The following is a 20,378-nucleotide window of genomic DNA, read 5'->3' as shown; positions in this document are numbered from 1 at the left end:
TGCTTCACCAACTATTTTATAACCAGCACTGGACAAGAGGCATGCTCAATTACGCGTTCGGCAACGCTGCCAATCAGAATACGCTCTGCACCTCTACGACCATACGTGCCCATCACTATCAAATCAGCAGAGTTTTTAGCAAAATTCACAATTTGCTCAACAGGGTTGCCTTTTGCAATCATGGAATCGGCTTTGATGTTTTCTTTTTCTGCCAAATCCAAAACGTAGTTGGTGTATCTTTCACCGTCCTGTTTTAGGTCTGCTTCAGCGTTTTCACGAGTGGTTACTTTTGAAATCTGGTCTAACACCAATGTATCAATAACAAACAATGCAGTTACTTGGGCACCAAATACTTTGGCTATGCTTATTCCGTATTCTGCAGCGCGCATACTATAGTCTGAGCCGTCAGTGGGAATCAGGATTTTTTTTATTTCATGAAATGGGGTTATCATTTTGTTTGCTCCTTTATCATGCTTTTAATTCGTTTTGTACGTACAAATTCTTCGCGGTCTTTTTCTTCCAGCACAAGCGCAATCTCTTTGACGGTATTTTGGTACTTTGGAATAAGAACGTAGGTTAACGCGTTTACTCGTCTCTGGGTTTTGCCCACGTCATCTGCAAGCTGAAAAGCGGTGCCTTCTGCCTGAGCCAGCTTAGCGACTAAGTCGAGAATATGATAAAATTGCTTAAACGCAGAGTCTAAATCTGAGGTGGTGTTGGCAAAGCCGTAATCGGGTTTAACGTCTTTTCCTTCTTGGAACTCAACGATAGGAACAGTGACGCCCATGACACTACGGAAATCAATCAGAAAATCAGCTTCTAAACTGGTAGCCACAGCCGCATTTGCGATAGTATCAGAACCCTTTGCAAGGTATGCCTGCCTTAAACGCTCAAGAGCTTTAGCAGTAGCTTCAGATAGTTCTTCTCTTGCCCGTTGCGCCTCATAAATGCTGTTACGTAACTCCCGCAATAGAACATCTTTTTTCCGCTCTAATATTTCTTTGCCAGACTCCGCTAGTTTGAGGGTTTTTTTGGTTTGAATCAGGTTAATTCTTGTTGGGCTGATGTTCTCAAGTGACAACGGAGGGTTCTCCTACTTGTCCTTCACGCTTGGGAAAATATTTTTCAACATATTCTTTGTGTATGCTGGTTAATTCTTCCTCATGCAACAGTGACAGCGTATCCCACGCAATTTGTAAGGTTTGCTCGATACTACGGTTTTCATTTCTGCCCTGATTAATCAAGGCTTTCTCGAAGCGGTCACCAAAATGAAGGTAATCCTTGTCGCGGCTGACTAAGCCTTCCTCGCCGATGATAGTTGCAAGAGATTTGACGGAGTTGTATTGGGCGTATGCTGCGTATAGTTGGCTTGCTACGTCGTGATGGTCTTCGCGGGTTCGTCCTTTGCCAATGCCATCCTTCATCAACCTTGAAAGGCTTGTTGAGATGTTAATTGGCGGGTAAATGCCCTGTTTTTCCAGAGAGCGGGACAACACGATTTGTCCTTCGGTGATGTAGCCGGTTAAGTCGGGAATAGGGTGGGTGATGTCATCGTTTGGCATGGTTAAGATGGGCATTTGGGTGATGCTGCCTTTTTTGCCCACGATTCTGCCTGCGCGCTCATAGATGCTGGCTAGGTCGCTGTACATGTAGCCTGGGTAGCCTTTTCGGCTGGGCACTTCTTCCATAGACGCACTAACTTCCCTGAGGGCTTCACAGTAGTTGGTCATGTCAGTGATAATTACCAGAACATGCGTGTCTTTTTCATAAGCTAAGTATTCGGCTAAGGTTAAGCCTGCTCTTGGAGTGATGATACGTTCAACTGGGGGGTCATCAGCCAAGTTCAGAAACATCGCCACATTCTTGATTGCGCCTGTTGCTTCAAAGCTTTCGCGGAAAAATGCTGCGTCATCATGTTCCAAACCCAGCGCGATGAAAACAATAGAGAAATCTTCGCTGCCGCCGCCTCGGATTTGGGCTTGACGGACAATTTGGGAAGCTAAAAAGTTGTGGGAAAGACCCGGACCGCTGAAAACGGGCAGTTTTTGTCCGCGTACAAGGCTGCTGAGGCAGTCGATGGCGGAGATGCCTGTTTGAATGAAGTCTCTTGGGTACTCGCGGGCTGTTGGGTTTAGTGGGAAGCCGTTTACGTCGCGTTTTTCTTCGGTGAAAAATCTTGGGTGCCCATCGATGGGTTCGCCAAAACTGTTCATGACGCGTCCAAGCATTTCGGTGGAGACTGGAACCTCAAGGGGGCGTCCGAGGAAGCGTGTGCGGGTTTCGGAAGGAGAAAGCCCAGTGGTGCCCTCAAAAACCTGAACGGTTACGGCTTTTTTGGTGACTTGGATTACTCTGCCTATGCGGGTTTCGCCTGTTTGGGTTTTTACGGAAACCAACTCTTCAAAGCCAACGCCCTTAACGTTTTCAACTACGAGAATTGGACCAGAAATTGATGCTACACCCTTGTATTCTAAACCTATACTCATCTCAATGATGCCTCCAGTTCTTCAAAACGGTGACGCATAAGCGATTCTAAATCATCCAAAACGCTGACTTTTTCGTTTGGCACGTTAGTTTTAATGCGCATAATTTCTTGCAAAACAGGCAGCTTGGTGATTTTGAAAATCGGTGCACCTTTGGCAATGACTTTTTCTGAGAGCATGTGGAAGTTAACGATGATTTTGAGCATTTTGAACTGTTTTTTTGGGCTGCAGTAGGTATCGATGGGGTCAAGCGCGTTTTGCTGCAGGAACGCGATGCGGATGATGCGGGCGGTTTCTAGAATTAGACGTTGCCTGTCGGGGAGAGCTTCTGGACCTACCAGTTTAACGATGTTTTGCAACTCGTCCTCTGCTTGTAGAATCCTCATGGCTTCACTGCGGTAACGGTGCCACTCCCGGTCAATGTTTAGGCTCCACCACCCCTCCAGTTGGTCAATGTAGCCGCTGTAGCTTTGCATCCAATTAATCGCAGGGTAATGTCTTGCATCAGCTAAGGCGGGATCAAGCGCCCAGAAAACCCTTGTAAAACGCTTAGTATGCTGCGTAACTGGTTCAGAGAAGTCTCCGCCTGGAGGAGAAACCGCTCCGATAGCACAAATAGAACCCTCACGCTTATCCGAACCCAAAGTCTGCACCGCGCCTGTACGCTCATAAAATTCTGCAAGACGAGACGGCAGATAGCTTGGGAAACCTTCCTCAGCAGGCATTTCTTCAAGTCGCCCTGAAACTTCACGCAAAGCTTCTGCCCAGCGACTGGTTGAGTCCGCCATTAACGCTACGGAGTAACCCATGTCACGATAATACTCTGCGAGGGTAATGCCAGTGTAGATGCTGGCTTCTCTTGCTGAGACGGGCATGTTACTTGTGTTGGCGATGAGGATAGTGCGTTCCATTAAGGGGTGCCCAGTGGAGGGGTCAGTGAGTTCGGGAAAGCTGGTGAGCACATCAACCATTTCGTTGCCGCGTTCCCCGCAACCCACGTAAATAATCAGGTTTGCATCAGACCATTTGGCAAGTTGCTGTTGAGTGATGGTTTTTCCTGTTCCAAAACCACCCGGAATTGCTGCGCTACCGCCCCGCACTATCGGAAATAGCGTATCAATTACGCGTTGACCAGTGATTAAGGGTACAGTTGAGGGAAGACGCTTGGAGAAGGGTCGGGGTTTGCGCACTGGCCACCGTTGAAGCATAGCTATCTCGGTTTTTTTGCCCTCAGGCGACTCAACCACAACAAGCGGCTCCTCGATTGTGTAGTTGCCTTTGGGTTCAATGTGTGCGATTTTTCCCTGCACACCAAATGGCACAAGAATACGGTGCTCAATCAGGTCGGTTTCTTCTACCACACCTATTACATCACCAGCGCTGACTCTATCGCCGACTTTAACTGCGGGTTCAAAGAACCATCGTTTGTCTCTGGAAAGAGGTGAAACTTTTTGAGATTGCTGAATAAACGCGCCACCCTGGTCTCGCATCACCTCAAGCGGACGTTGAATGCCATCAAAAACTTGACTTACTAATCCAGGGGCAAGCTCAACAGAGAGAGGGTTTCCTGTACCAACCACTGGCTCGTCGAGCTTGAGCATTGCCGTGTTTTGGTAAACTTGAATGGTTGCGTTGTCGCCTTCGAGGCGGATAATCTCGCCGATTAAACCTTGACTGCCGACTTCGACCAGTTCGTACATGACAGCATCTTTCATGCCGTTAGCTTCAACAACTGGTCCTACAACGCGGATGATTTTGCCTTTAACTGGCAAGTTTTGGGTCCTCCTTTGCGAAAAGAATCTTTGCAACTTCAACGCGTAATACAGGTTTGAGTTCTTCAAGCCTGTGGTCCAAAGTGTTATCCCACACTATTTTGCCATCCTCCGCTTGAATAATGCAGCCACCTAAGCAGCCAATTGACTCTTTAGATAATTGGAGGTTAAGGTTAAGTTTTTTGGACAAGTGCTCAAGTTTTTCCTGTACTAACCATTCTTTATCTTGAGCGCTAACTTGAACAATCAAGTTTTTTGAGCCGATTTTCTGTGAAGACTCCTCTATCTGCTTTAATAGGTAAGTTTGATATTTTTTGGTTTTAACAAAATCCGTTAAACTACCAAGAGCTTTCTGAAATGCTTCATTGACCATTTCTTCTTTTGCCGTCAGCAATCGGTTACGCATTTCTACCTCGGTAAGGGAAGCAATTCTACGTTGTTCCGCATCTGCCTTAATGTTTGCCTGCGCTATGGTTTTAGCGTAGGCTTTTTCGGCTTCTGCTTTTGCCTGTTTTAGGGTTTCTTTTGCTTGGGTTTCAGCCGCTGCTATTACGGCTTCTGATTCCTTTTGCACATCACCCAGTATCTGGGTTGCAATAGCTGAGATGCCATTTTTAACGCTCAAGGTTACATTCTAACTCCTAAAGATTTACTTACCAACTGAGAAATCGAAGTTTCACCGCCCCCGCCTTTACCTGAAGGAAACTCTACAATTAACGGCACGGGTCTCTCTTTGCGTATTTTGCTGATTTCTTGCTGAATTTGGGGCTCGCTAGAGAAGTCTTGGCTGAGAATAATTATCGCTAAGTCCCTGCGGGTTAACGCTTCTTTGAGCGCATCTAATGTTTGTTTTGGTGAATTTGCTTCCTTGCCTAGTACCCCCACTAGCCTGAAACCGGTTATCATCTGATTATCGCCGATTGCGATGCATTTCATGCGCTCACCGAGATGAAAGTTTAAGTTTGGGTTAATTTACATTTTGTTAGAATAATCATGATTCGCTCAGAGAGAGTAGCTGCTACATCGATTATCTGCGTCAAAGAAGACGTTGAGCAATTACTTGAAGCGCTAAGCGGATTTGGAGAGTTCCACATTGAACAAACAGGAGAAACCTCCGTTCAGTACAAACAAAACATCCAACAAGCTGAACAATCTCTTGCAACAGTGGAAGAAATCACAAAACATGTAGAAACAGAAAAACCCCGTCTCCTTGACACCTTCAAAACCATAGAGCCGCAGGCGACACAAATCACCGCGGAAAATTGGCAGTCACTACTGGTGTCAACGAGTCAAGAGGTACAAAAATTAAAAAACCAATTCGACGAGCACACCACTGCATTGACCAATCTTGAACAGGAAAATTCTGAACGCACTCAAGTTAAAGGCAGACTTACAATAATGAAGAATATGGGTGCTGATCTTGAAGCCATAGAAAACCTCAAACTAATCCATATTGAAATCGCAAAGGTTCCAATCAGAAACGTGGATAAACTGGAAACGGCACTTTCAAGCCTCCCAGCGTATTTTAACCGATGCTCCTTAAACAAGGAAGCAGATTATGCATGTATAGCCATGCCCAGCAAGTTTAGGGCAGAAGTAGAAAAAATCCTAAAAATGCATCATGCAGAATCCATCCAAATCCCACAAGACCTGCCATCTAACGTGGATGAAGCCTTAAAACAGGTTAATCAGCAGTTAGATGAGAATGCTAAAAAAGAAAAAACCTTTAAAGCTGAAATCAAAAAACTTGGAAAAGAAAACAGGGCAAACATCACGGTTTGGAGAGAAACCATACAGAACATTTTGGAACTGCTTAAAGCTGAAGAAAAGTTTCTGCAGTCAGAACGCTTAGCAACCGTGAATGGGTACGTTCCCGAAAAAAAGTTTGAAGCGCTTGGCGAGAAGGTTAAAGATACCTTGGGCGAGAAAGCCTTAGTTCTCGAGAACACCAACGCAAAATTTGAGGACCATCCCACAAAATTCAACCATAACCGTTTTGTACGTCCCTTTGAAGAAATCACCAAACTCTACGGCGTGCCTACGTACAGCGAATTTGACCCCACACCAATCCTTGCCATCACATTCCCGCTTATCTTCGGGTTAATGTTTGGTGACATTGGCCACGGCTTAGTGCTCCTGGTGGGAGGCGCAGCAGTCGGGTTTTTGATGAAAAACAATCAGTCCATCCGCAATGTAGGCTGGATTTTGGCAGCATGTGGTATAGGCGCAATTGTAGCGGGTGCCCTGTTTGACGAGTTCTTTGGCATAGCAATTCACCCGTTATGGATGAGCCCGTTTCATGATGTGCTGACGTTTCTGATTTTCAGTATGATAGTGGGAGTTATACAGATTGAGAGTGGTTTTGTGCTGGAGATGGCAAATTACCTCTTTAAACACAAAATAGTAGATGCCCTGTTGGATTCAGTGCCAAAAATCGCCTTCTACATCGGCTCAGTCTACCTAATCGCGACCTGCCAGTTAGATTTTGGGAAATGGTTCCAAGGTCCAGTTTTAGCGGTGATTATACCCTTTATAATTCTGGTTATAGGCAAACCCATCGTCGCCAAGGTGCACAAACCAAAAATCACTCAAGAACACGACGGCGAAGAAGAACACAATTCGCTTGGTGAACGACTCTTTGAAGGAGGAGACCTAGTCACAAGGCTACTTAGCAACACGATTTCGTACTCACGTATTTTGGCGTTACTTATGGCGCACTGGGCACTACTGCTGGTAGTTTACTCAATCTCAGGCTTAGTAGGAACTGCAAACCCACTCACGCTAATCCTAAGCGGAGTCATCGTGGTTTTTGGAAACATTTTCGTGCTTGCGCTGGAAGGCTTAATCGTCTTCATCCACACTATGAGACTGCACTTCTACGAGTGGTTCAGCAAATTCTATCAAGGTACAGGAACACCTTTCCAGCCGTTTAAACAAAACTTCACCTACACAACGGTGACCTTCAAGAAAAAAGCCGAAAATACCCCGTCAAATGCCAAAACAGTTTAACCAACATATTTGGTTCCTATTAGTAATTCATTGCAGAAACGATAGAGGGAGTGTCCCTAATGGCGCCTTTTCAAGCCATTAAATTCTTTTGTAAGGTTAGCGTGTTTTTGCCAGCAAGAGTTCGCCACCGAAGCGCACCCGTGTAGACAGAGAAAACTAAAACTCCGACTAGCAAAGTAGCCTTCAAAACCGTGAACTCTTGGTATAAGGAATATGCAATTAACGCGGTGGGCAATGCACTAAGCAACCAGTAGTTAATCGCAAAGACATGTAGTGCTCGTTTGTTAACGTTTGCTGTGCCGCCTTTTCTAAAGAAGAGGTAGGGGAGTTTGCCCATGCCGATGGTACAGTTTTTGCAGTAGTAGCAGGTTACGCAGCCTTTTTTGCCCATCACATAAAAGATAAGAAAAGCAACTGCTGCGAAGTAAAGAAGTGCTGCCCAAAGGTTAAACAGTGCACAAGCCAGAGCCGCCAAACCAACCCAGACAATAACGATTAGGTTTCCCAGCAGCAGTCCGCTTGTGGTGTAGTATTTCCTGTTACTTTCAGTCAATTCTTGTTTTCGCCTTTTTCTTGGAGGATTTTTCTTGCCACTTTAAGGGATAGCGCCATGGTAGTTAACATTGCTGGCAACCCCTGCGACTGCGGCAACAGTGAGAGGTCAGCAACCCAAAGATTCCTTGGCAGCCAAGATGGATGCATAGAGGCAACATCCGTTTTTGTAAGAGGAACTGTTCCGCCCAGATGCCCGCCATGAATCATGCCGTCAACAAACGGACCAGACACACCTGCTGCTTGCATTATCTGTTTGGCTTGCGCTTTGGCTTTGGATAGGTTTTGTTTGTCTTTGGGGGTTAATGATTTGGTTACTGTGCCATCAGCGTTTACCGTGCCCTGCGCGGAATCCGCCAACTTAATCATCATACCCACCCTATCCTCAGCGCCAACGTTTTTCCATGGTTTATAGAACCAGTACGAGAGCAAATCAAAGTAGGGCGAGAGAATGTAATTTTCTTCTTTGATGTACCATGCCATAGGTGCCTCCTCTAGCATCCTTGACCCCTTCAGCACGCCACCCACCGTCAAAACCACATCCACCCAGAGATTGTCGCGCGCAGGCAACCCCGACGCCTTCAAAATCTGTGCTGTACCAATGCCGCCTGCCGAGAGCACCACCACGTCCGCGCTGATTTGCTGTCCCTTAGAAGTTAAAACGCCCGTTGCACGGTTGCCTTCTAAGAGCACTTTTTCCACCTTGACATCGGTTTTCAAAGTGATACCTTTGCCGAGTTGTTCTTGGTAGAGGCGTCGGCTGTCCCATTTAGCGCCTGTATCACAGCCCAATTCACAGTAACCACATCCAACACACTTAGAAAAATCTACAACCTTGGGTGTGGGTTGCGGTGATAAGCCAAGTTGTTGTGCTTTTTCGTACATGAGTTGTGTTAGGGGACGCCATTTCTCTTTAGGTGTGGTTGTGATTTTGAGGGCTTGCTCAATTTCCGCAAACTCGGCTGATAAGTCCAGCCCGATTTCATTTAAGCCGTTTGTTGCCTTAATCATGCAACCGCAGGATATGCTGGTGCAGCCTCCCTCAGTTAAGCCTCGAAAAATAACCATGTCTTCATCTGAACGGGTAACCCCGTAATGCGAAAATACACGTTTAATCGCTTTTTCGTCTTTAATCAGAAATGAGCCACGCAGAGGGCTAAACCATGAAACCTTATGCGACAAGGGACTAAACGGCTTACCCGCTTCCAGAAGAGTGACTTCAAAGCCATTTTTTGCAAGCTCACAAGCGGTTGTTGCGCCTCCCGCGCCAGACCCAACCACAACTGCCCTCACACCGTTGCCTCCTTTGGGGTAAATTGCAGTGTTGCCCTGCAGTTCTGGCAGCCGCCCGTCATGTACTTCACAAACTTCATAGTCACATTGGGTTGTAGCCCGCTTATAACGCCTTCATCGGTAGCGCACAGGATTTCACAGGTAAACTCGGAATATTCCTTTGAAAGTGCACAGCGGTCAATAATTGCCACTGCAGATGAACTGTTAAGCCATTGTAGATGAAACGATATGCCTAACACGCGGTAGAGAATCTTGGCGGCGCGCTCCAAATCCGCAGGGTTATCGCCCACGCCCAGCTGAGCACGGGTTTTTCTGCCTATACGTTGCCCAACCAAAAAGAGTGCTTCTCTGCCCTGCTGGATGGCTTGTTCATGTCCAAGTGCCTGTTCTAGCATCTTGACTAGTTTGGTGTGGGTTTGAGCCATCGCAGCTCTCTGCTCGTGGATGCTCTCTTGGGGCATTTGGGGAAAGTCAACCTTTTGGAACACATCCGCAGGAATTAAGGCTTTGAGTGCCTCTGTGATTTGCTTATTGATGCTTTGAAGTTCTCTTTTGATGAGAAAGCCAGGTGTCCACCACTCCAAAAACCTAAGCCGCAGCCCCATGCTAATCAGCCTTCTCCACACCGCCCACATGTACCTCACCTTCAACGGGTTCGTTGCTGTATAGGGCTTTGATGATTTGGGCGTTTTTCTGGGCGATTATGGCTCGTTTAGGCTTCAAGTTAGGGGTTAACTCGCCGCTTTCGATGCCTAAATTGTTTGGAAGAATTGCCCAACGCTTAACTTTTTCAGGGTGAGAGAGACCCTTGTTCATTTCTTCCACTGCATTATCAATGGCGGCGAGGACGGCTGGGTTGTAGTGTTTTTTTTCCACCCACACAATTGCAGTGCAAAACGGTTTAGATTCGCCTACCAGTAAAGCCTCATTGACATCTGGCAATCCCCGTATCATGCCTTCGATTTTGTCAGAGTAAATACATTTGCCGTAGGAGGTTTTGATGACTTCTTTTTTACGTCCAAAAATGATGAGGCTGCCCTCTTTGGTTAGTTTGCCGATGTCACCAGTCATAAGCCAGCCATCATTTAAGGGTGACCCAATGGAGCGGTCAAAGTAACCCACAGTCACCTGTGGACCTTTAACCATAATCTCCCCATCCTTAGCAATTCTTACCTGCGTAAAGGGCATGGGTTCACCCACAGTGCCAAGCCTGTTTTTGCCGTATCGGTTCATGGTTACCAGCGGCGCTTCCGTTAAACCGTAAGCGTCATGGATTTCAATTCCTATTTCACGGTAGTCTCTTAGAAGGCTGTCACTGGAGCTTGCCGAACCAACAATTAACTGCTCACACTTGTTTAAGCCAGCACGGCTGAGAAGCATGTTCCGCAGAGTCCGTCGCAGTAAATTTTTGAGTAGGCTGTTTTTAGTGTTAAGGTAGAATCTTCCGAGCCTGTTTTTTTCTAGAGCTTCCCAGATTTTCTCGTAAATACGTGGAACCGCAAAGAAAATTGTTGGTCGGACATGGGGCAGTTCTTGTTGGAGTCTGCGGAAATCTTCTAGGAAGTAGATATCTGTGGAGGCTGGTGCGTAGTATGGTGAGTAAGTTGCAAGGATTCCTTCAACCACGTGTCCCATCGGCAGAAATGACATGTAAACATTTTTTCGAATACGGGCTTTCCAAGACGTAATGGACACCAGCGATTCAGCCATGTACCGCAAGTTATCATGTCTATAAACTGCACCTTTAGGCTTACCCGTTGTACCCGACGAGTAACGCAACGTTGCAATGTCACCAAATCCGATGGGAGCCCGCACAGCCACTTTTTCTGCGCCTTTTCCTTTGGTAAGGAAGTCTTCCCAAGAAACCACGGGTCTTTGCATGTTTGCGGGGATTGGGTTGCGGCAGATAGAAACAATGGGTATGTCTGATTCAAGTTCTTTAACACGCGCCAAGAGGCTGGGCATGCCTACAAAGAAGAGTTTGGCGCCACTGGCTTTGAGAACCTCATTGATATCTGCTGGGGGCGCGGTGTAGTATAGAGGTACACTGATTGCGCCTGCGAGTCCAATGGCGATGTCTACTGCGAAGTATTTGGTGCTGTTTAAGCCAGTTAACGCCACGTGGTCACCTACCCCGATGTCCATGGCTTTAAGCGCGCTGGTTGCTGCCAAAATTTCGTTTCGCATTTCCTGTGCGGTTTTCTTAACAGTTTTGCCCTCGGTTAGGTCATAATAGGTGATGGGGTGGCTTTTGCTCTCCAACCTGTAGAGCACCTGCTCGTGCACGGTGCGGTCGGACCGGTGGAAGAAACTGTTGTAAACCGCAAACTCAAGCAACCGCGGCATGACTTTGCGCCAGTTAAAATCGTATTGTCCTATTAGGCGGTCGGTGTTGTCACGGTTGAAGACACGGTTTTCCCTAAAATATGGCGCTAACGAAAGAAGCGTATCCACCGTTCGTTGATTCCCAGTGAAGGCGCGTTGGATTTTAAGCAGGGCTTTCATGGCGGAGGTGGACATGGGTATGCAGACGGCGCGGGGTAGCTTCCAGTAAAGGTTGGTTTGTGCCCATTTCTGTGCGAACTCCATAAGCTCACCAAGCCGCGGAAGCCTCTCATTGGGCACTGTTAGATGGAAGGTTTTTCCTTGGGCTTTTGCCTCAAAAGTTAACTGCACAACAGCTTTGGCGACGTAATCCACGGGGACAATGTTTAGTTTTAGGTTTTTGCTGACGGGTAAAACGTGCAGTTTGCCCATTAGGTAGAGCTTCATGGGGAAGTAGAGGGTGTTGAAGGTTTTGATAACGCCCGTTTCTGAGTCGCCGACTACCATGGATGGACGAAAAACCGATATGGGCAACTCAGCTTTGGCGTTCTGTATGAGTTTTTCGCCTTCGTATTTGGTGTGTTCATAAGTTGAGTAAAACCCAAACTCGTCGGTTAACTGGTCTTCAGTTATGGTTCCCGTTGCACCGCCCGCCACGTACGCCGTGGAAACATGCGACAGTCGCTCTAAATGATGCTTTTTTGCTTCACGGGCAAAAGCGATGACGTTGGCTGTTCCTTGCACGTTGGTTATCCTGAGCACATCTAATGGAAGAATCCGCCAATCAGCCACCGTATGGATAATGTGGGTGGTTTTTTGAGCAACATTAGTGTACTCTTTTGGGGTTAAGCCGAGGTGGAGTTTAGAAACATCACCGTTTACCGCGTGGATTCGGGTTCCAAGCGAGTTGACCAGTTCGGGGTAATCCCACCATTCCCGCATCAGTTTAGCTTTGGCATCCTGCATGCTGCGGGCTCGGACAAGCGCGACGATTTCTGTATCCTCTTTTTGGATGAGGTTTTTGGCTATTTGGGTCGCGATGAACCCGTTAGCCCCAGTCAGCAGAATTGTTCTCAATTTAACCACTTGGGATAGTTTGATTCTATGTAGGCTTTTAACAGTTGAGGGTTTCGTTTTTCACGTGCCTCATAGTCAGCATAGCCCTTTTTGAGTTTAGCCTTTATAGTTTCATATTCCCTAAAGAGGGTTTCAACATTATCACTTAGTTTCTTGTAACGGTTGGGGTCTTCATGGTCAACAAACAACTCCGAAATTTCCAAGTCCGCATACAAGTCCTTGATTCGCAAGTCATGACCAATAGCGGTTTGAGGAACCAAACTGGGTAATGATAGCACACCCGCGTGGTAACGAGACGTAATGAGCATCTCTAAGCTCCGAAGAACACTGGTCATTTGTGAGGCATTAAAGTTAATAGAACTGAAAACTTTAGTTCTGTCCGCATGTTTCATGTGCTGCTGGATCCGCTTTGTAAATGCGGTGTCTAAGCCTTCCATGCTCAGCAACGCGATGTCTTTGTCATATTTTTCTATGATTTCATCTGCTTGCACTGCCAAAACATCAATTAGTAACCCACTTTTTTCTTGACAGGCTTTTGAGTGCTGGTAATAGTAGGGCCATCGATAACAGGACGCACGTGGACCAAAAGGACGTATCTGGGCAGGCCACAAGTAAATGTCTTCAGCCGCTATGCCAACCACACGAGATGCCTCAGGCCATGTTTGTTTGAGCAGGTTTTGGTCTTGAGGCTTAGGATTAAAGGCAAACGCATTATCAGCTGTTACTTCAATGGGCGCGGTTACCTGCCAGTTCCGAAGCCGCTCTGCTGCCTGCTGTGTTCTTGCCAAGATAAGGTCGGTTTTGCTTGCTTCACGGCGGATTAACCAGCGATTAAAACGTGAAGCTTCCCCAGCGTCTATGGAGTAGGCGAGGCAGGGTTTTTTCATGGAATGTGCATATCTTGTGGCAAGCAAATAGCCCCAAAGAAGCGCTGAACTCCACGTGTCCATATAGCAGCTGCCTTCGACAAGCACTATCAAATCATTCTGCCTAACGTATCTCCAAACGTCATAGAAGAATATGGCGGGGTTTACGGTTTTGATTTTCAGGTTGGGTGCTTCTTTGAGGTAGCGTCGCAGGTTTGTCTCATTTAGAGAGGGCACGGTGATAACGGCGTCGGGACCCATGATTGAGCGGATTTCATCAATGCAAACCAGAAGTTTAGCTTCCGCTCCCGTGTTGTTTGCCCCGTTGTAGCCAACTAGCAAAATTTTCGGCTTCACCCTCTAACCGCCTCCCTTGAACTTTATTGTTTGGCTTTTTTGGCAAGCTCTACTGCCCAGTTGTGTATCTGGATCCAATCACGCAAGTCATAAACACCGGATTCGATTTCTTTGAAGTTGTACTTTTGAAGCTGTGACTTGTAACCTAACTCCATAGATTTACGTGTAAAAAAGCTCATCTTGTTAAAGTTTAGGACTCCACCAAAATACCCAGTCATTATCGGCTTTAGATGATACTTTAAGATTTTGTCATCTAACCCAATTTTCTGGGTTCGGACAACAAGATCAACTTTCCCTAATTTCTCTTCAATTGGTTTTAGTGTGCAAATAAATAAAGCTACTTTCTTGTTTTCTAAAGTTTTCTGGAATTTCTTAACAAAATCCTCAACAGCACCAACCCAATTACCCAACGCCATACCGCTACCAACAACAATCAGCTCGTACTGGGTGATGTCTTGGATTTTTTCCTTCTGAGCATCAACTGCTATTACGTCAATATTTTCTTCTTTTAGGGTTTGTGTGATTCTTTCTGCAACTTCTGCTGTTGAACCGTACCGTGTCCCGTAGACAATTAAAGTTTTTAAACTCAAGTTGATTCACCTCGCTTGTTATAAAATAAAACAGGATGTTTAAAAGGAATCATCTACGAGATTGACTGCCCTTTAAGGGATTTTTTTAGGATATAAAACGCGGAGTTAAAAGCAGCAGGGTTCACCTTTACTTTGCCCATTTCCTCTTCTAACTGCTCAAGCAACTTTAATGCGGCTGAATTGTTTGCATATTTACGGCGTAAGGTGCCCATTTGCTTTTCTAAGGGTTTGTAGAAGTCGGTCCACCAAGCATCGGGGGGTAATAAGACCGTTTCAACAAGTCGGTATCCTATTTGGGGTATTTTTGGGATTGAATCTTTAGCGGATGATATTTGATAATGAATGACTAGGTAACCGTTGGGCTTGAGTAGGCTGCGCCAATTTTTGAGTTCTGATTCAAAATCAAATGTTGAAATCACGCCCTCTGACCAGACAACATCAAAACTTTCAGACGGTAACCCCGACTCAACCACAGATACGCAGATAGCTTTAACGCGACTTGACAGTTTCTTCTGGACTATTTTCTTGTTAAATGCATCTATACAAGAAGAATCAACATCAATGCCAACCACTTCACCACCGCTGAGCCTTGCCAATTCAAGCGTGGGGAGACCTGAGCCACATCCAATGTCAAGTATCCGAGGCTTATCCACTTTAGGCAGTTTAAGGAAGGCTTTTTGGGTATACTTGAGAAGATTTGCTCTTATTTGCTCGATTTCGTCAAGCACAACCATAAGTCATCACAACCAATATTTCAAAAAAACATTTATGTTTTTCAACTCTACCCCACTTTTTTGGCAATAAGTAAGTTTAATATCAAAAATACCTCTAATCTAATTATGCAATCAATTCTTGATTTTTACACACTGCTCAGTTTGCTTATAGCTTTGGCTCTGGGTGGACTGGTGGGTTTGGAGAGGCAAATAAGCCACAAACACGCTGGACTACGCACCCACATGCTCGTTAGCTTAGGCTCCTGCCTATTCACCATGACCTCCATCAGTTTCAGCATGGATCCAGCCCGAATCGCCGCAGGCATCGTAGCAGGAATCGGCTTCATCGGAGCAGGTGCCATCTGGGCAGAAAAAGATAAAGTGCAAGGCATAACCACCGCGGCGAGCCTGTGGGCTACAGCCGCCATTGGCTTAACTGTTGGTGTAGGTGATTACCCGTTGGCTGGGGCTGTGGCGTTGTTGGTGTTTTTGGTTTTGGTAAGTAGGCACCCGTTGAGTAAAATTGGGCTTGAAGAAGAAACATAACAGGTTTTGCCATTTTGGCTTGGATTTTTCTTTTGGGGTAGAAAAACTTTTCAACACATGTAATAACTATTCCGTGGGAAGCCCTAAATTGAAACCACTGATGAACCCGCTTTCATTGAAAAAACAGCAACTTGAGCACTCGTTGGAAACAGGAGAATAACTGTGAACACAGCTAAATCAAAATCTATTCTAAGTGTAGAATTGTGTGAACCTACCCCGTTGTCTGTAGAAGAGAAAGCGGTGTTTGCACCCTATTTGGAGTTGCAAGGGTTATCTTCTGATTTTTTGGATATAATCACTAACATCCCGAATCGTACCCGCGTATTAAAGGTCTGGTCAAAAAACAGAGAATTATTAGGCATCACAACCGTGCTCTTAACCCCTACCGTTTTTATGAAACATTGCTTTGGTCAAGGCAATCATATTGGAACAAACAACACATTCTTCTTCGCGGAAAACGCCTGTAAATCTGATGTTTTAAATGCCCTGTTTAGAAAGCTGTTAGAGTTAAGGCAGATGGGTTTGTACATAGGTTTTATTGACGACAATTTGATTTGTGATTTTAAGCGTGCCCTGGATGGGATAAGTTATCAGGTTGCCAACAAAGTAATGGAAACGGGTTCTATTGCTGCTCATAATTCTGATGCCGCAAAAACACTGCTTGAAAATCACAGCCACCTTTCACGACAGATTAACAGGTTCCGTAACAAGGGCGGCGAAATATGTGTTCACGAAGGCACTGTTAAAGATGAGTTGTCCGCTGCTTTTGTGAAATGTTGCAAATCTTCATACCTAAAAAACCCTCATCCTGGAGCCTCTATTAACGTGGAGGCTTACGGCGAGCATGTTAGGAATTTTATTGAGAATTACCCTTCAACCTTACAGATTTACGCCAAACTAAACGGACAGGTTGTTGGCGTACAGATTTTCATAAAACACAAAAACTATCTTGAATTAACCGAAGGCGGCTTTTTAGCAGACACTTACCACGCTTACGAGAACATCATTTTGGCTTCAGTGCAGTATGCTGCTGAGCATAATTTTGAAAGAGTCAGCTACGGACTGGTTTTAAATCAGACCAAAGATCGCCTTTTAGATAAGAACACGCGAAAACCTATCTACATGATAACCATGGGTGCTGCAATGCATCCAACCGCTTCTGGACATATGGACCCTAAAACTCAGTTTCCTCAGCTTTACTGGAAGGAACGAAGCACCTTTCCAGAAAGCCCACTGTAACGCTACTATACACTCACAATTTTAATGTGGAACCTTTAGTGATGGCAAGGCATATCAGCGCATAGACAACTGAAGGAGCCGACCAGTAGGGAAACTCCAGCTCATAACATCTCTTGAAGCGGTATGGGTCAACATTTGTAAGACCTTTTTCCTTTAGAGCCTGCTCGTAGTTTTCCCGTGAAGGCACACCTGACAGGGCAAAAATGCTGTGTCCCTCATGGGAGGCTTTTTTCTCCGAAGACTTGTTACGGAAAACAGGAGCGTTTACCTGCTCAGCTATATTGGTGGGGAACAGAAATGGCAGTGAATCGGGATGTTTTACGCTGGATGAGAAAAAGGCGTTGTGGTCGGGGTACTTTTTTGAAAATGCATAATTACGTAGCCAATTGATTCCTTTTTTGACGAGCGCAGGCACTTCTTTTGGGGTTTGGTCAAGCCAATCTACACCCGTGTCTTGGCGGATTGTCCACAGGTTGAGAAGTGTGTTGATGGATAGTGCCGTGGTGAACTTGCGGTCATTATGATGTTGCCTGCTCAACGTGGCGTCTGTTTCTAAGGATGCGCCATCCCAAAACGCATACTCGCCCTCACACTGGACAGAGGACAAGAGGTACTCAGTGATTTTGGTTCGCGCAGTTGGTAAAAGAAGGTCCCTGATTTGCTGCACTAATTCAGCCTTACCTCTCTGATGGGGCTGTTGGAGTATGTAGACTGTGCGGGAAATAAAGAAAAAGGCGAGAAAAGGTGAAGGATAGTAAAGCAGTAAAAGGTCGGGTTTATCCATGATGGCACCTGACTTGAGCGCCCAAACCAGAAACTTGGCGGTGTTCTTTACTAAGGCAGGAAACTCTTCAGCCTCACAGGGAAATGATTCTGCAAGGGCACTTTTCATTGCAGCATAGACAAAGTTTGCTGACACACTAACGTCGAGGTTGTTTACGTTAAAGGGCATCTTGTAATAGTGCTCTATACCCTGGAGGTTTCCTTGAGCAGTAGCAGCCCAGGTAGTCAACAGCATAAACTCGGACGTACCAGCGCCTTCTTTCTCAATTTCCCAGAGAAATTCACGGATAGCATAAAAAGTCCTGGGGTCAATCGCATTAACATTCTTGTCATTACTGAATGGGCGATAGGCATACTCCACTGCATGATAAGCGAGCTTGTTGAAGTCAAAATTATTCGCCGACCAAGCCGACCACAACTCTGGAAAAGCCCCTCTGAGTTGGAACAGAGAAGACCCAAGCGTCCAGTTAAGCGCGGAATCATCAAAATCGGCTGGTAGACAAAATAAAGCTGAGGAGCGTTTGGGTTCATTAGAAGGATGATGCACCCCATTATCGGGTTGTGTAGAGGATTTTGAGAATGGCTTTGTTATTTTTTCTTTGGATTTATCAATGGCTTTCCACATTGGATAAGCAGCCGTCAAATTCCCGGCATTTGAAACCCATTTTCCGTCAATTTTTTGTTGTTTCCAGAACAGAAATAAAGGGTCATCGGGTTCTCGGGTGTGGTCGTGAAAGTCGATGAGGTTTTTCACGGTGTCTTCGAGATGGAAATCCTGAAGGTAATCTGTGTTATCTTTGAATGCTTCAAGGAGTAAATCTAAAGTCCAAAACGAGACAAACGCGTTGTTGTCAGGGAGCCTTAGTCGGGGAGACCTTTTCGTATAGTTGTGCAGGTTAAAGGGGTCAGTGTAAATGTAGGACTCAAAAAGGCCTTTTATTTTTTCGTTGAACCCCAAGAATAGAAAGCGCCTTGACGTTTGATGCTGGCTTTTTTGAATCTGTTTTGTGAGCCTTTGGTAAAGTTGTTTTTCGTCAGGGTTTTGGTTTTTTAGGTGCTTTTCTTTCTGGTTCATAGTTTGGCTCAACGTAATTAGTGATTTGCTCTTGAAGGTGATTTAACCCTCAATAGTTGGTGCCGCTTTTTAAGGTATTCTAAAGGCAAGCGCACGGTTGATATAAGCGCCTATAAGCATGATTACTTAAAGTGATTGACAAACGAAGCAGGAACTTAAACGGTAGAAAAACATGACAAAACCTGATGGACACAATTTGAAAATGCAAAAAATCGGCAAAAGCGAACGCCTTTTGTTTAGTTTTCTGGGGTTCCGCTTCTTCTGGAACGGCGCAGATGGAAACGCCATACCAATGTTGCCCAGTAATCCTGCTTGGCTTGCGTCTCTGATAGTGATTCCATATATGCTCTCCTCTTTGATTAACGTGCACGATTCTGGTGGAGTAAAATATTTCATCAAAGAAGCAAACGAAGTTGTGGGAACTGCCAGTTTGAAGGTGCATCAAGACACGCTAAAACTACAGGGCTTGGCGGTTTTGCCACTTAAAAGGAAACGTGGCATCGGCTTTTTTGTTCTTGCGGAGGCAGAAAAGTTTGCCAAGCAGATGAAGCTACAGTGGTTGGAGGTTGAGGTGCTGAGCGGTAATGTTTCTGCGCAGAGGCTTTATTTGAAATTTGGCTTCAAAATTTATGCTAAAGGAAGAATGGCACTTGTTTTTAGAAAACAGATTTGAACACGCAATTGAGCTTACACGTTATTTTATGAACTTAACTTTTGGATGATTCGCTCCACAGGCGCATTGACCCACGCTCTCAACGCAGATTTGTCTGCCTGTTTTGTATCTTACCAGCGGCAGGGCCTTTGAGAAGTTGGTAATCACTAACTCGCCTCTTGCGCCTTTTGTTGCTTGGCGTAATAGTTGGGCTTCGGTTTTGCCCTCGGGAAGTATCTCTGGGATGCAGGTGTCTAACCAGACGTGAACTCCGCTGTGGCTTTGGCATTCTGACCATAAAGCCATGTGTTCAATAGGTGAGTACACTTCAAAGGTTTCCATGTTTGAATAGGCTTCCAACTGGTTTGTTGTGTCTTCACCAAAGAAGATGACCACACGCAACTTAGATAGCGCCGATTTGACTGAGGTGCCTACTGTTTTTAGTTTCTCTGCAAGGGCAACGGCGTTTCTTTTTGAGGCAAAAATTGTGGTGGGTTGTCTTTTTTGGATAAAGTTTATCCATGACATGCCAAGGGCGTCATACCACTCCAAGGAACCGTTTATGAATTCTAAGCCGCAGTTTTTGGATGCGTCTGCGTATGACCAAAGGTATGGCATAAATGATGAGATATGTGGGGGTGTATCAACAACCGTCAAAACTATGTCGCCTGCATGTAACCCTACAGTTTGGCTTAATCTTGACAGCAGGGGAGCAATATTCATGAAGTCCTCTCCACTGTAAGGATACCACTCATGCACATCGAATTTGTCATGTCCTAAAAACCACTGGCTAACTGGAGCGACACTGATGGTGTTGGGTCGTGTTCGGGTTGTTTCAAACAGGGTTTTTCGGGTTAGGTACGGGAGCTGGTTTAGGTCGTTGATGTTTTGGATTTGGTTTATGTTGAAGTGCGTGTTTTTCCATAATTTTTTGTACATTTCTGATTGATAGGCTCTTGTGAGGGTTTCTTTTAGTTTTAGTTCCTGTGCCGTCTCGTCTTGGGAAGTGAATTGTTGCCATTTTTGAAGTTCAACCATTATCATGT

Annotated in this window: 19 protein-coding genes; 4 read left to right on the top strand and 15 right to left on the bottom strand. The window is 45.5% G+C overall.

The features are described from left to right. Window positions 1-11: 11 nt before the first annotated feature. From NWF01_00305 to NWF01_00280, 6 genes are read right to left on the bottom strand one after another with little or no spacing between them, the layout of a single operon-like run. Window positions 12-452 carry a universal stress protein gene (locus NWF01_00305; GenBank protein MCW4023465.1) on the bottom strand — a complete coding sequence of 147 codons (441 nt, stop codon included), beginning with the start codon at window positions 450-452 and terminating at the stop codon, window positions 12-14. Continuing rightward, window positions 449-1,081, bottom strand: coding sequence for a V-type ATP synthase subunit D (locus NWF01_00300; protein MCW4023464.1), 633 nt, complete (start codon window positions 1,079-1,081; stop codon window positions 449-451). Before NWF01_00300 ends, NWF01_00305 begins: the two co-directional genes overlap by 4 nt. Next, on the bottom strand, window positions 1,071-2,486 hold the full coding sequence (locus NWF01_00295; protein ID MCW4023463.1) for a V-type ATP synthase subunit B: 1,416 nt from the start codon (window positions 2,484-2,486) through the stop codon (window positions 1,071-1,073). The genes NWF01_00300 and NWF01_00295 overlap by 11 nt, the downstream gene beginning before the upstream one ends. Beyond that, complete coding sequence (locus tag NWF01_00290) at window positions 2,483-4,255, bottom strand: V-type ATP synthase subunit A (protein ID MCW4023462.1); 1,773 nt, start codon at window positions 4,253-4,255, stop codon at window positions 2,483-2,485. Before NWF01_00290 ends, NWF01_00295 begins: the two co-directional genes overlap by 4 nt. Further along, on the bottom strand, window positions 4,245-4,880 hold the full coding sequence (locus tag NWF01_00285) for a V-type ATP synthase subunit E (protein ID MCW4023461.1): 636 nt from the start codon (window positions 4,878-4,880) through the stop codon (window positions 4,245-4,247). Before NWF01_00285 ends, NWF01_00290 begins: the two co-directional genes overlap by 11 nt. A 2-nt stretch (window positions 4,881-4,882) precedes the next feature. Further along, on the bottom strand, window positions 4,883-5,191 hold the full coding sequence (locus NWF01_00280) for a V-type ATP synthase subunit F (GenBank protein MCW4023460.1): 309 nt from the start codon (window positions 5,189-5,191) through the stop codon (window positions 4,883-4,885). A gap of 57 nt (window positions 5,192-5,248) precedes the next feature. Between NWF01_00280 and NWF01_00275 the strand changes: the two genes are divergently transcribed. Further along, window positions 5,249-7,264 carry a V-type ATP synthase subunit I gene (locus NWF01_00275; protein ID MCW4023459.1) on the top strand — a complete coding sequence of 672 codons (2,016 nt, stop codon included), beginning with the start codon at window positions 5,249-5,251 and terminating at the stop codon, window positions 7,262-7,264. Between the two features lie 70 nt (window positions 7,265-7,334). On the opposite strand, the gene NWF01_00270 is transcribed toward NWF01_00275, so the two are convergent. The 7 genes from NWF01_00270 to NWF01_00240 are packed head-to-tail and all read right to left on the bottom strand — an operon-like array spanning window position 7,335 to window position 15,058. After that, entirely contained in the window at window positions 7,335-7,817 is a 483-nt protein-coding gene (locus tag NWF01_00270; GenBank protein ID MCW4023458.1) for a hypothetical protein, read from the bottom strand. Continuing rightward, window positions 7,814-9,109 carry an FAD-dependent oxidoreductase gene (locus tag NWF01_00265; GenBank protein ID MCW4023457.1) on the bottom strand — a complete coding sequence of 432 codons (1,296 nt, stop codon included), beginning with the start codon at window positions 9,107-9,109 and terminating at the stop codon, window positions 7,814-7,816. The genes NWF01_00270 and NWF01_00265 overlap by 4 nt, the downstream gene beginning before the upstream one ends. Continuing rightward, entirely contained in the window at window positions 9,106-9,714 is a 609-nt protein-coding gene (locus tag NWF01_00260; GenBank protein MCW4023456.1) for an L-2-amino-thiazoline-4-carboxylic acid hydrolase, read from the bottom strand. Before NWF01_00260 ends, NWF01_00265 begins: the two co-directional genes overlap by 4 nt. 1 nt (window position 9,715) lies before the next feature. Continuing rightward, window positions 9,716-12,520: an AMP-binding protein gene (locus NWF01_00255; protein ID MCW4023455.1), complete on the bottom strand. Its 2,805-nt coding sequence runs from the start codon at window positions 12,518-12,520 to the stop codon at window positions 9,716-9,718. Next, window positions 12,508-13,734: a polysaccharide pyruvyl transferase family protein gene (locus NWF01_00250; protein MCW4023454.1), complete on the bottom strand. Its 1,227-nt coding sequence runs from the start codon at window positions 13,732-13,734 to the stop codon at window positions 12,508-12,510. Before NWF01_00250 ends, NWF01_00255 begins: the two co-directional genes overlap by 13 nt. A gap of 23 nt (window positions 13,735-13,757) precedes the next feature. Continuing rightward, complete coding sequence (locus NWF01_00245) at window positions 13,758-14,324, bottom strand: flavodoxin domain-containing protein (protein MCW4023453.1); 567 nt, start codon at window positions 14,322-14,324, stop codon at window positions 13,758-13,760. 53 nt (window positions 14,325-14,377) lie between these two features. Next, a complete protein-coding gene (locus NWF01_00240) occupies window positions 14,378-15,058 on the bottom strand; it encodes a class I SAM-dependent methyltransferase (protein MCW4023452.1) in 681 nt (226 codons plus the stop codon). 105 nt (window positions 15,059-15,163) lie between these two features. On the opposite strand from NWF01_00240, the gene NWF01_00235 reads away from it, so the two are divergent. Together NWF01_00235 and NWF01_00230 are read left to right on the top strand one after the other, a co-directional pair. Continuing rightward, window positions 15,164-15,583, top strand: a complete 420-nt coding sequence (locus NWF01_00235; protein MCW4023451.1) for an MgtC/SapB family protein — start codon at window positions 15,164-15,166, stop codon at window positions 15,581-15,583. 162 nt (window positions 15,584-15,745) lie between these two features. Continuing rightward, complete coding sequence (locus NWF01_00230) at window positions 15,746-16,822, top strand: hypothetical protein (GenBank protein ID MCW4023450.1); 1,077 nt, start codon at window positions 15,746-15,748, stop codon at window positions 16,820-16,822. A gap of 13 nt (window positions 16,823-16,835) precedes the next feature. Here NWF01_00230 and NWF01_00225 read toward each other — a convergent pair whose 3' ends face one another. Beyond that, window positions 16,836-18,680: a hypothetical protein gene (locus tag NWF01_00225; protein MCW4023449.1), complete on the bottom strand. Its 1,845-nt coding sequence runs from the start codon at window positions 18,678-18,680 to the stop codon at window positions 16,836-16,838. 172 nt (window positions 18,681-18,852) lie between these two features. On the opposite strand from NWF01_00225, the gene NWF01_00220 reads away from it, so the two are divergent. Then, the gene (locus NWF01_00220) at window positions 18,853-19,353 is read left to right on the top strand and encodes a GNAT family N-acetyltransferase (GenBank protein MCW4023448.1); all 501 of its coding nucleotides are present in this window, start codon (window positions 18,853-18,855) and stop codon (window positions 19,351-19,353) included. A gap of 21 nt (window positions 19,354-19,374) precedes the next feature. On the opposite strand, the gene NWF01_00215 is transcribed toward NWF01_00220, so the two are convergent. Continuing rightward, window positions 19,375-20,376 carry a hypothetical protein gene (locus tag NWF01_00215; protein MCW4023447.1) on the bottom strand — a complete coding sequence of 334 codons (1,002 nt, stop codon included), beginning with the start codon at window positions 20,374-20,376 and terminating at the stop codon, window positions 19,375-19,377. Window positions 20,377-20,378 lie beyond the last annotated feature (2 nt).

Source organism: Candidatus Bathyarchaeota archaeon, assembly GCA_026014585.1.
GTDB lineage: Archaea > Thermoproteota > Bathyarchaeia > Bathyarchaeales > Bathycorpusculaceae > Bathycorpusculum.
This window is presented reverse-complemented; position numbering and strand designations above follow the sequence as displayed.

Coding starts and splice junctions, on each gene's coding strand:
- NWF01_00305 (MCW4023465.1), bottom strand. CDS start 452: ATGATAACCCCATTTCATGAAATAAAAAAAATCCTGATTCCCACTGAC.
- NWF01_00295 (MCW4023463.1), bottom strand. CDS start 2,486: ATGAGTATAGGTTTAGAATACAAGGGTGTAGCATCAATTTCTGGTCCA.
- NWF01_00280 (MCW4023460.1), bottom strand. CDS start 5,191: ATGAAATGCATCGCAATCGGCGATAATCAGATGATAACCGGTTTCAGG.
- NWF01_00275 (MCW4023459.1), top strand. CDS start 5,249: ATGATTCGCTCAGAGAGAGTAGCTGCTACATCGATTATCTGCGTCAAA.
- NWF01_00260 (MCW4023456.1), bottom strand. CDS start 9,714: ATGGGGCTGCGGCTTAGGTTTTTGGAGTGGTGGACACCTGGCTTTCTC.
- NWF01_00240 (MCW4023452.1), bottom strand. CDS start 15,058: ATGGTTGTGCTTGACGAAATCGAGCAAATAAGAGCAAATCTTCTCAAG.
- NWF01_00235 (MCW4023451.1), top strand. CDS start 15,164: ATGCAATCAATTCTTGATTTTTACACACTGCTCAGTTTGCTTATAGCT.
- NWF01_00225 (MCW4023449.1), bottom strand. CDS start 18,680: ATGAACCAGAAAGAAAAGCACCTAAAAAACCAAAACCCTGACGAAAAA.
- NWF01_00220 (MCW4023448.1), top strand. CDS start 18,853: ATGACAAAACCTGATGGACACAATTTGAAAATGCAAAAAATCGGCAAA.
- NWF01_00215 (MCW4023447.1), bottom strand. CDS start 20,376: ATGATAATGGTTGAACTTCAAAAATGGCAACAATTCACTTCCCAAGAC.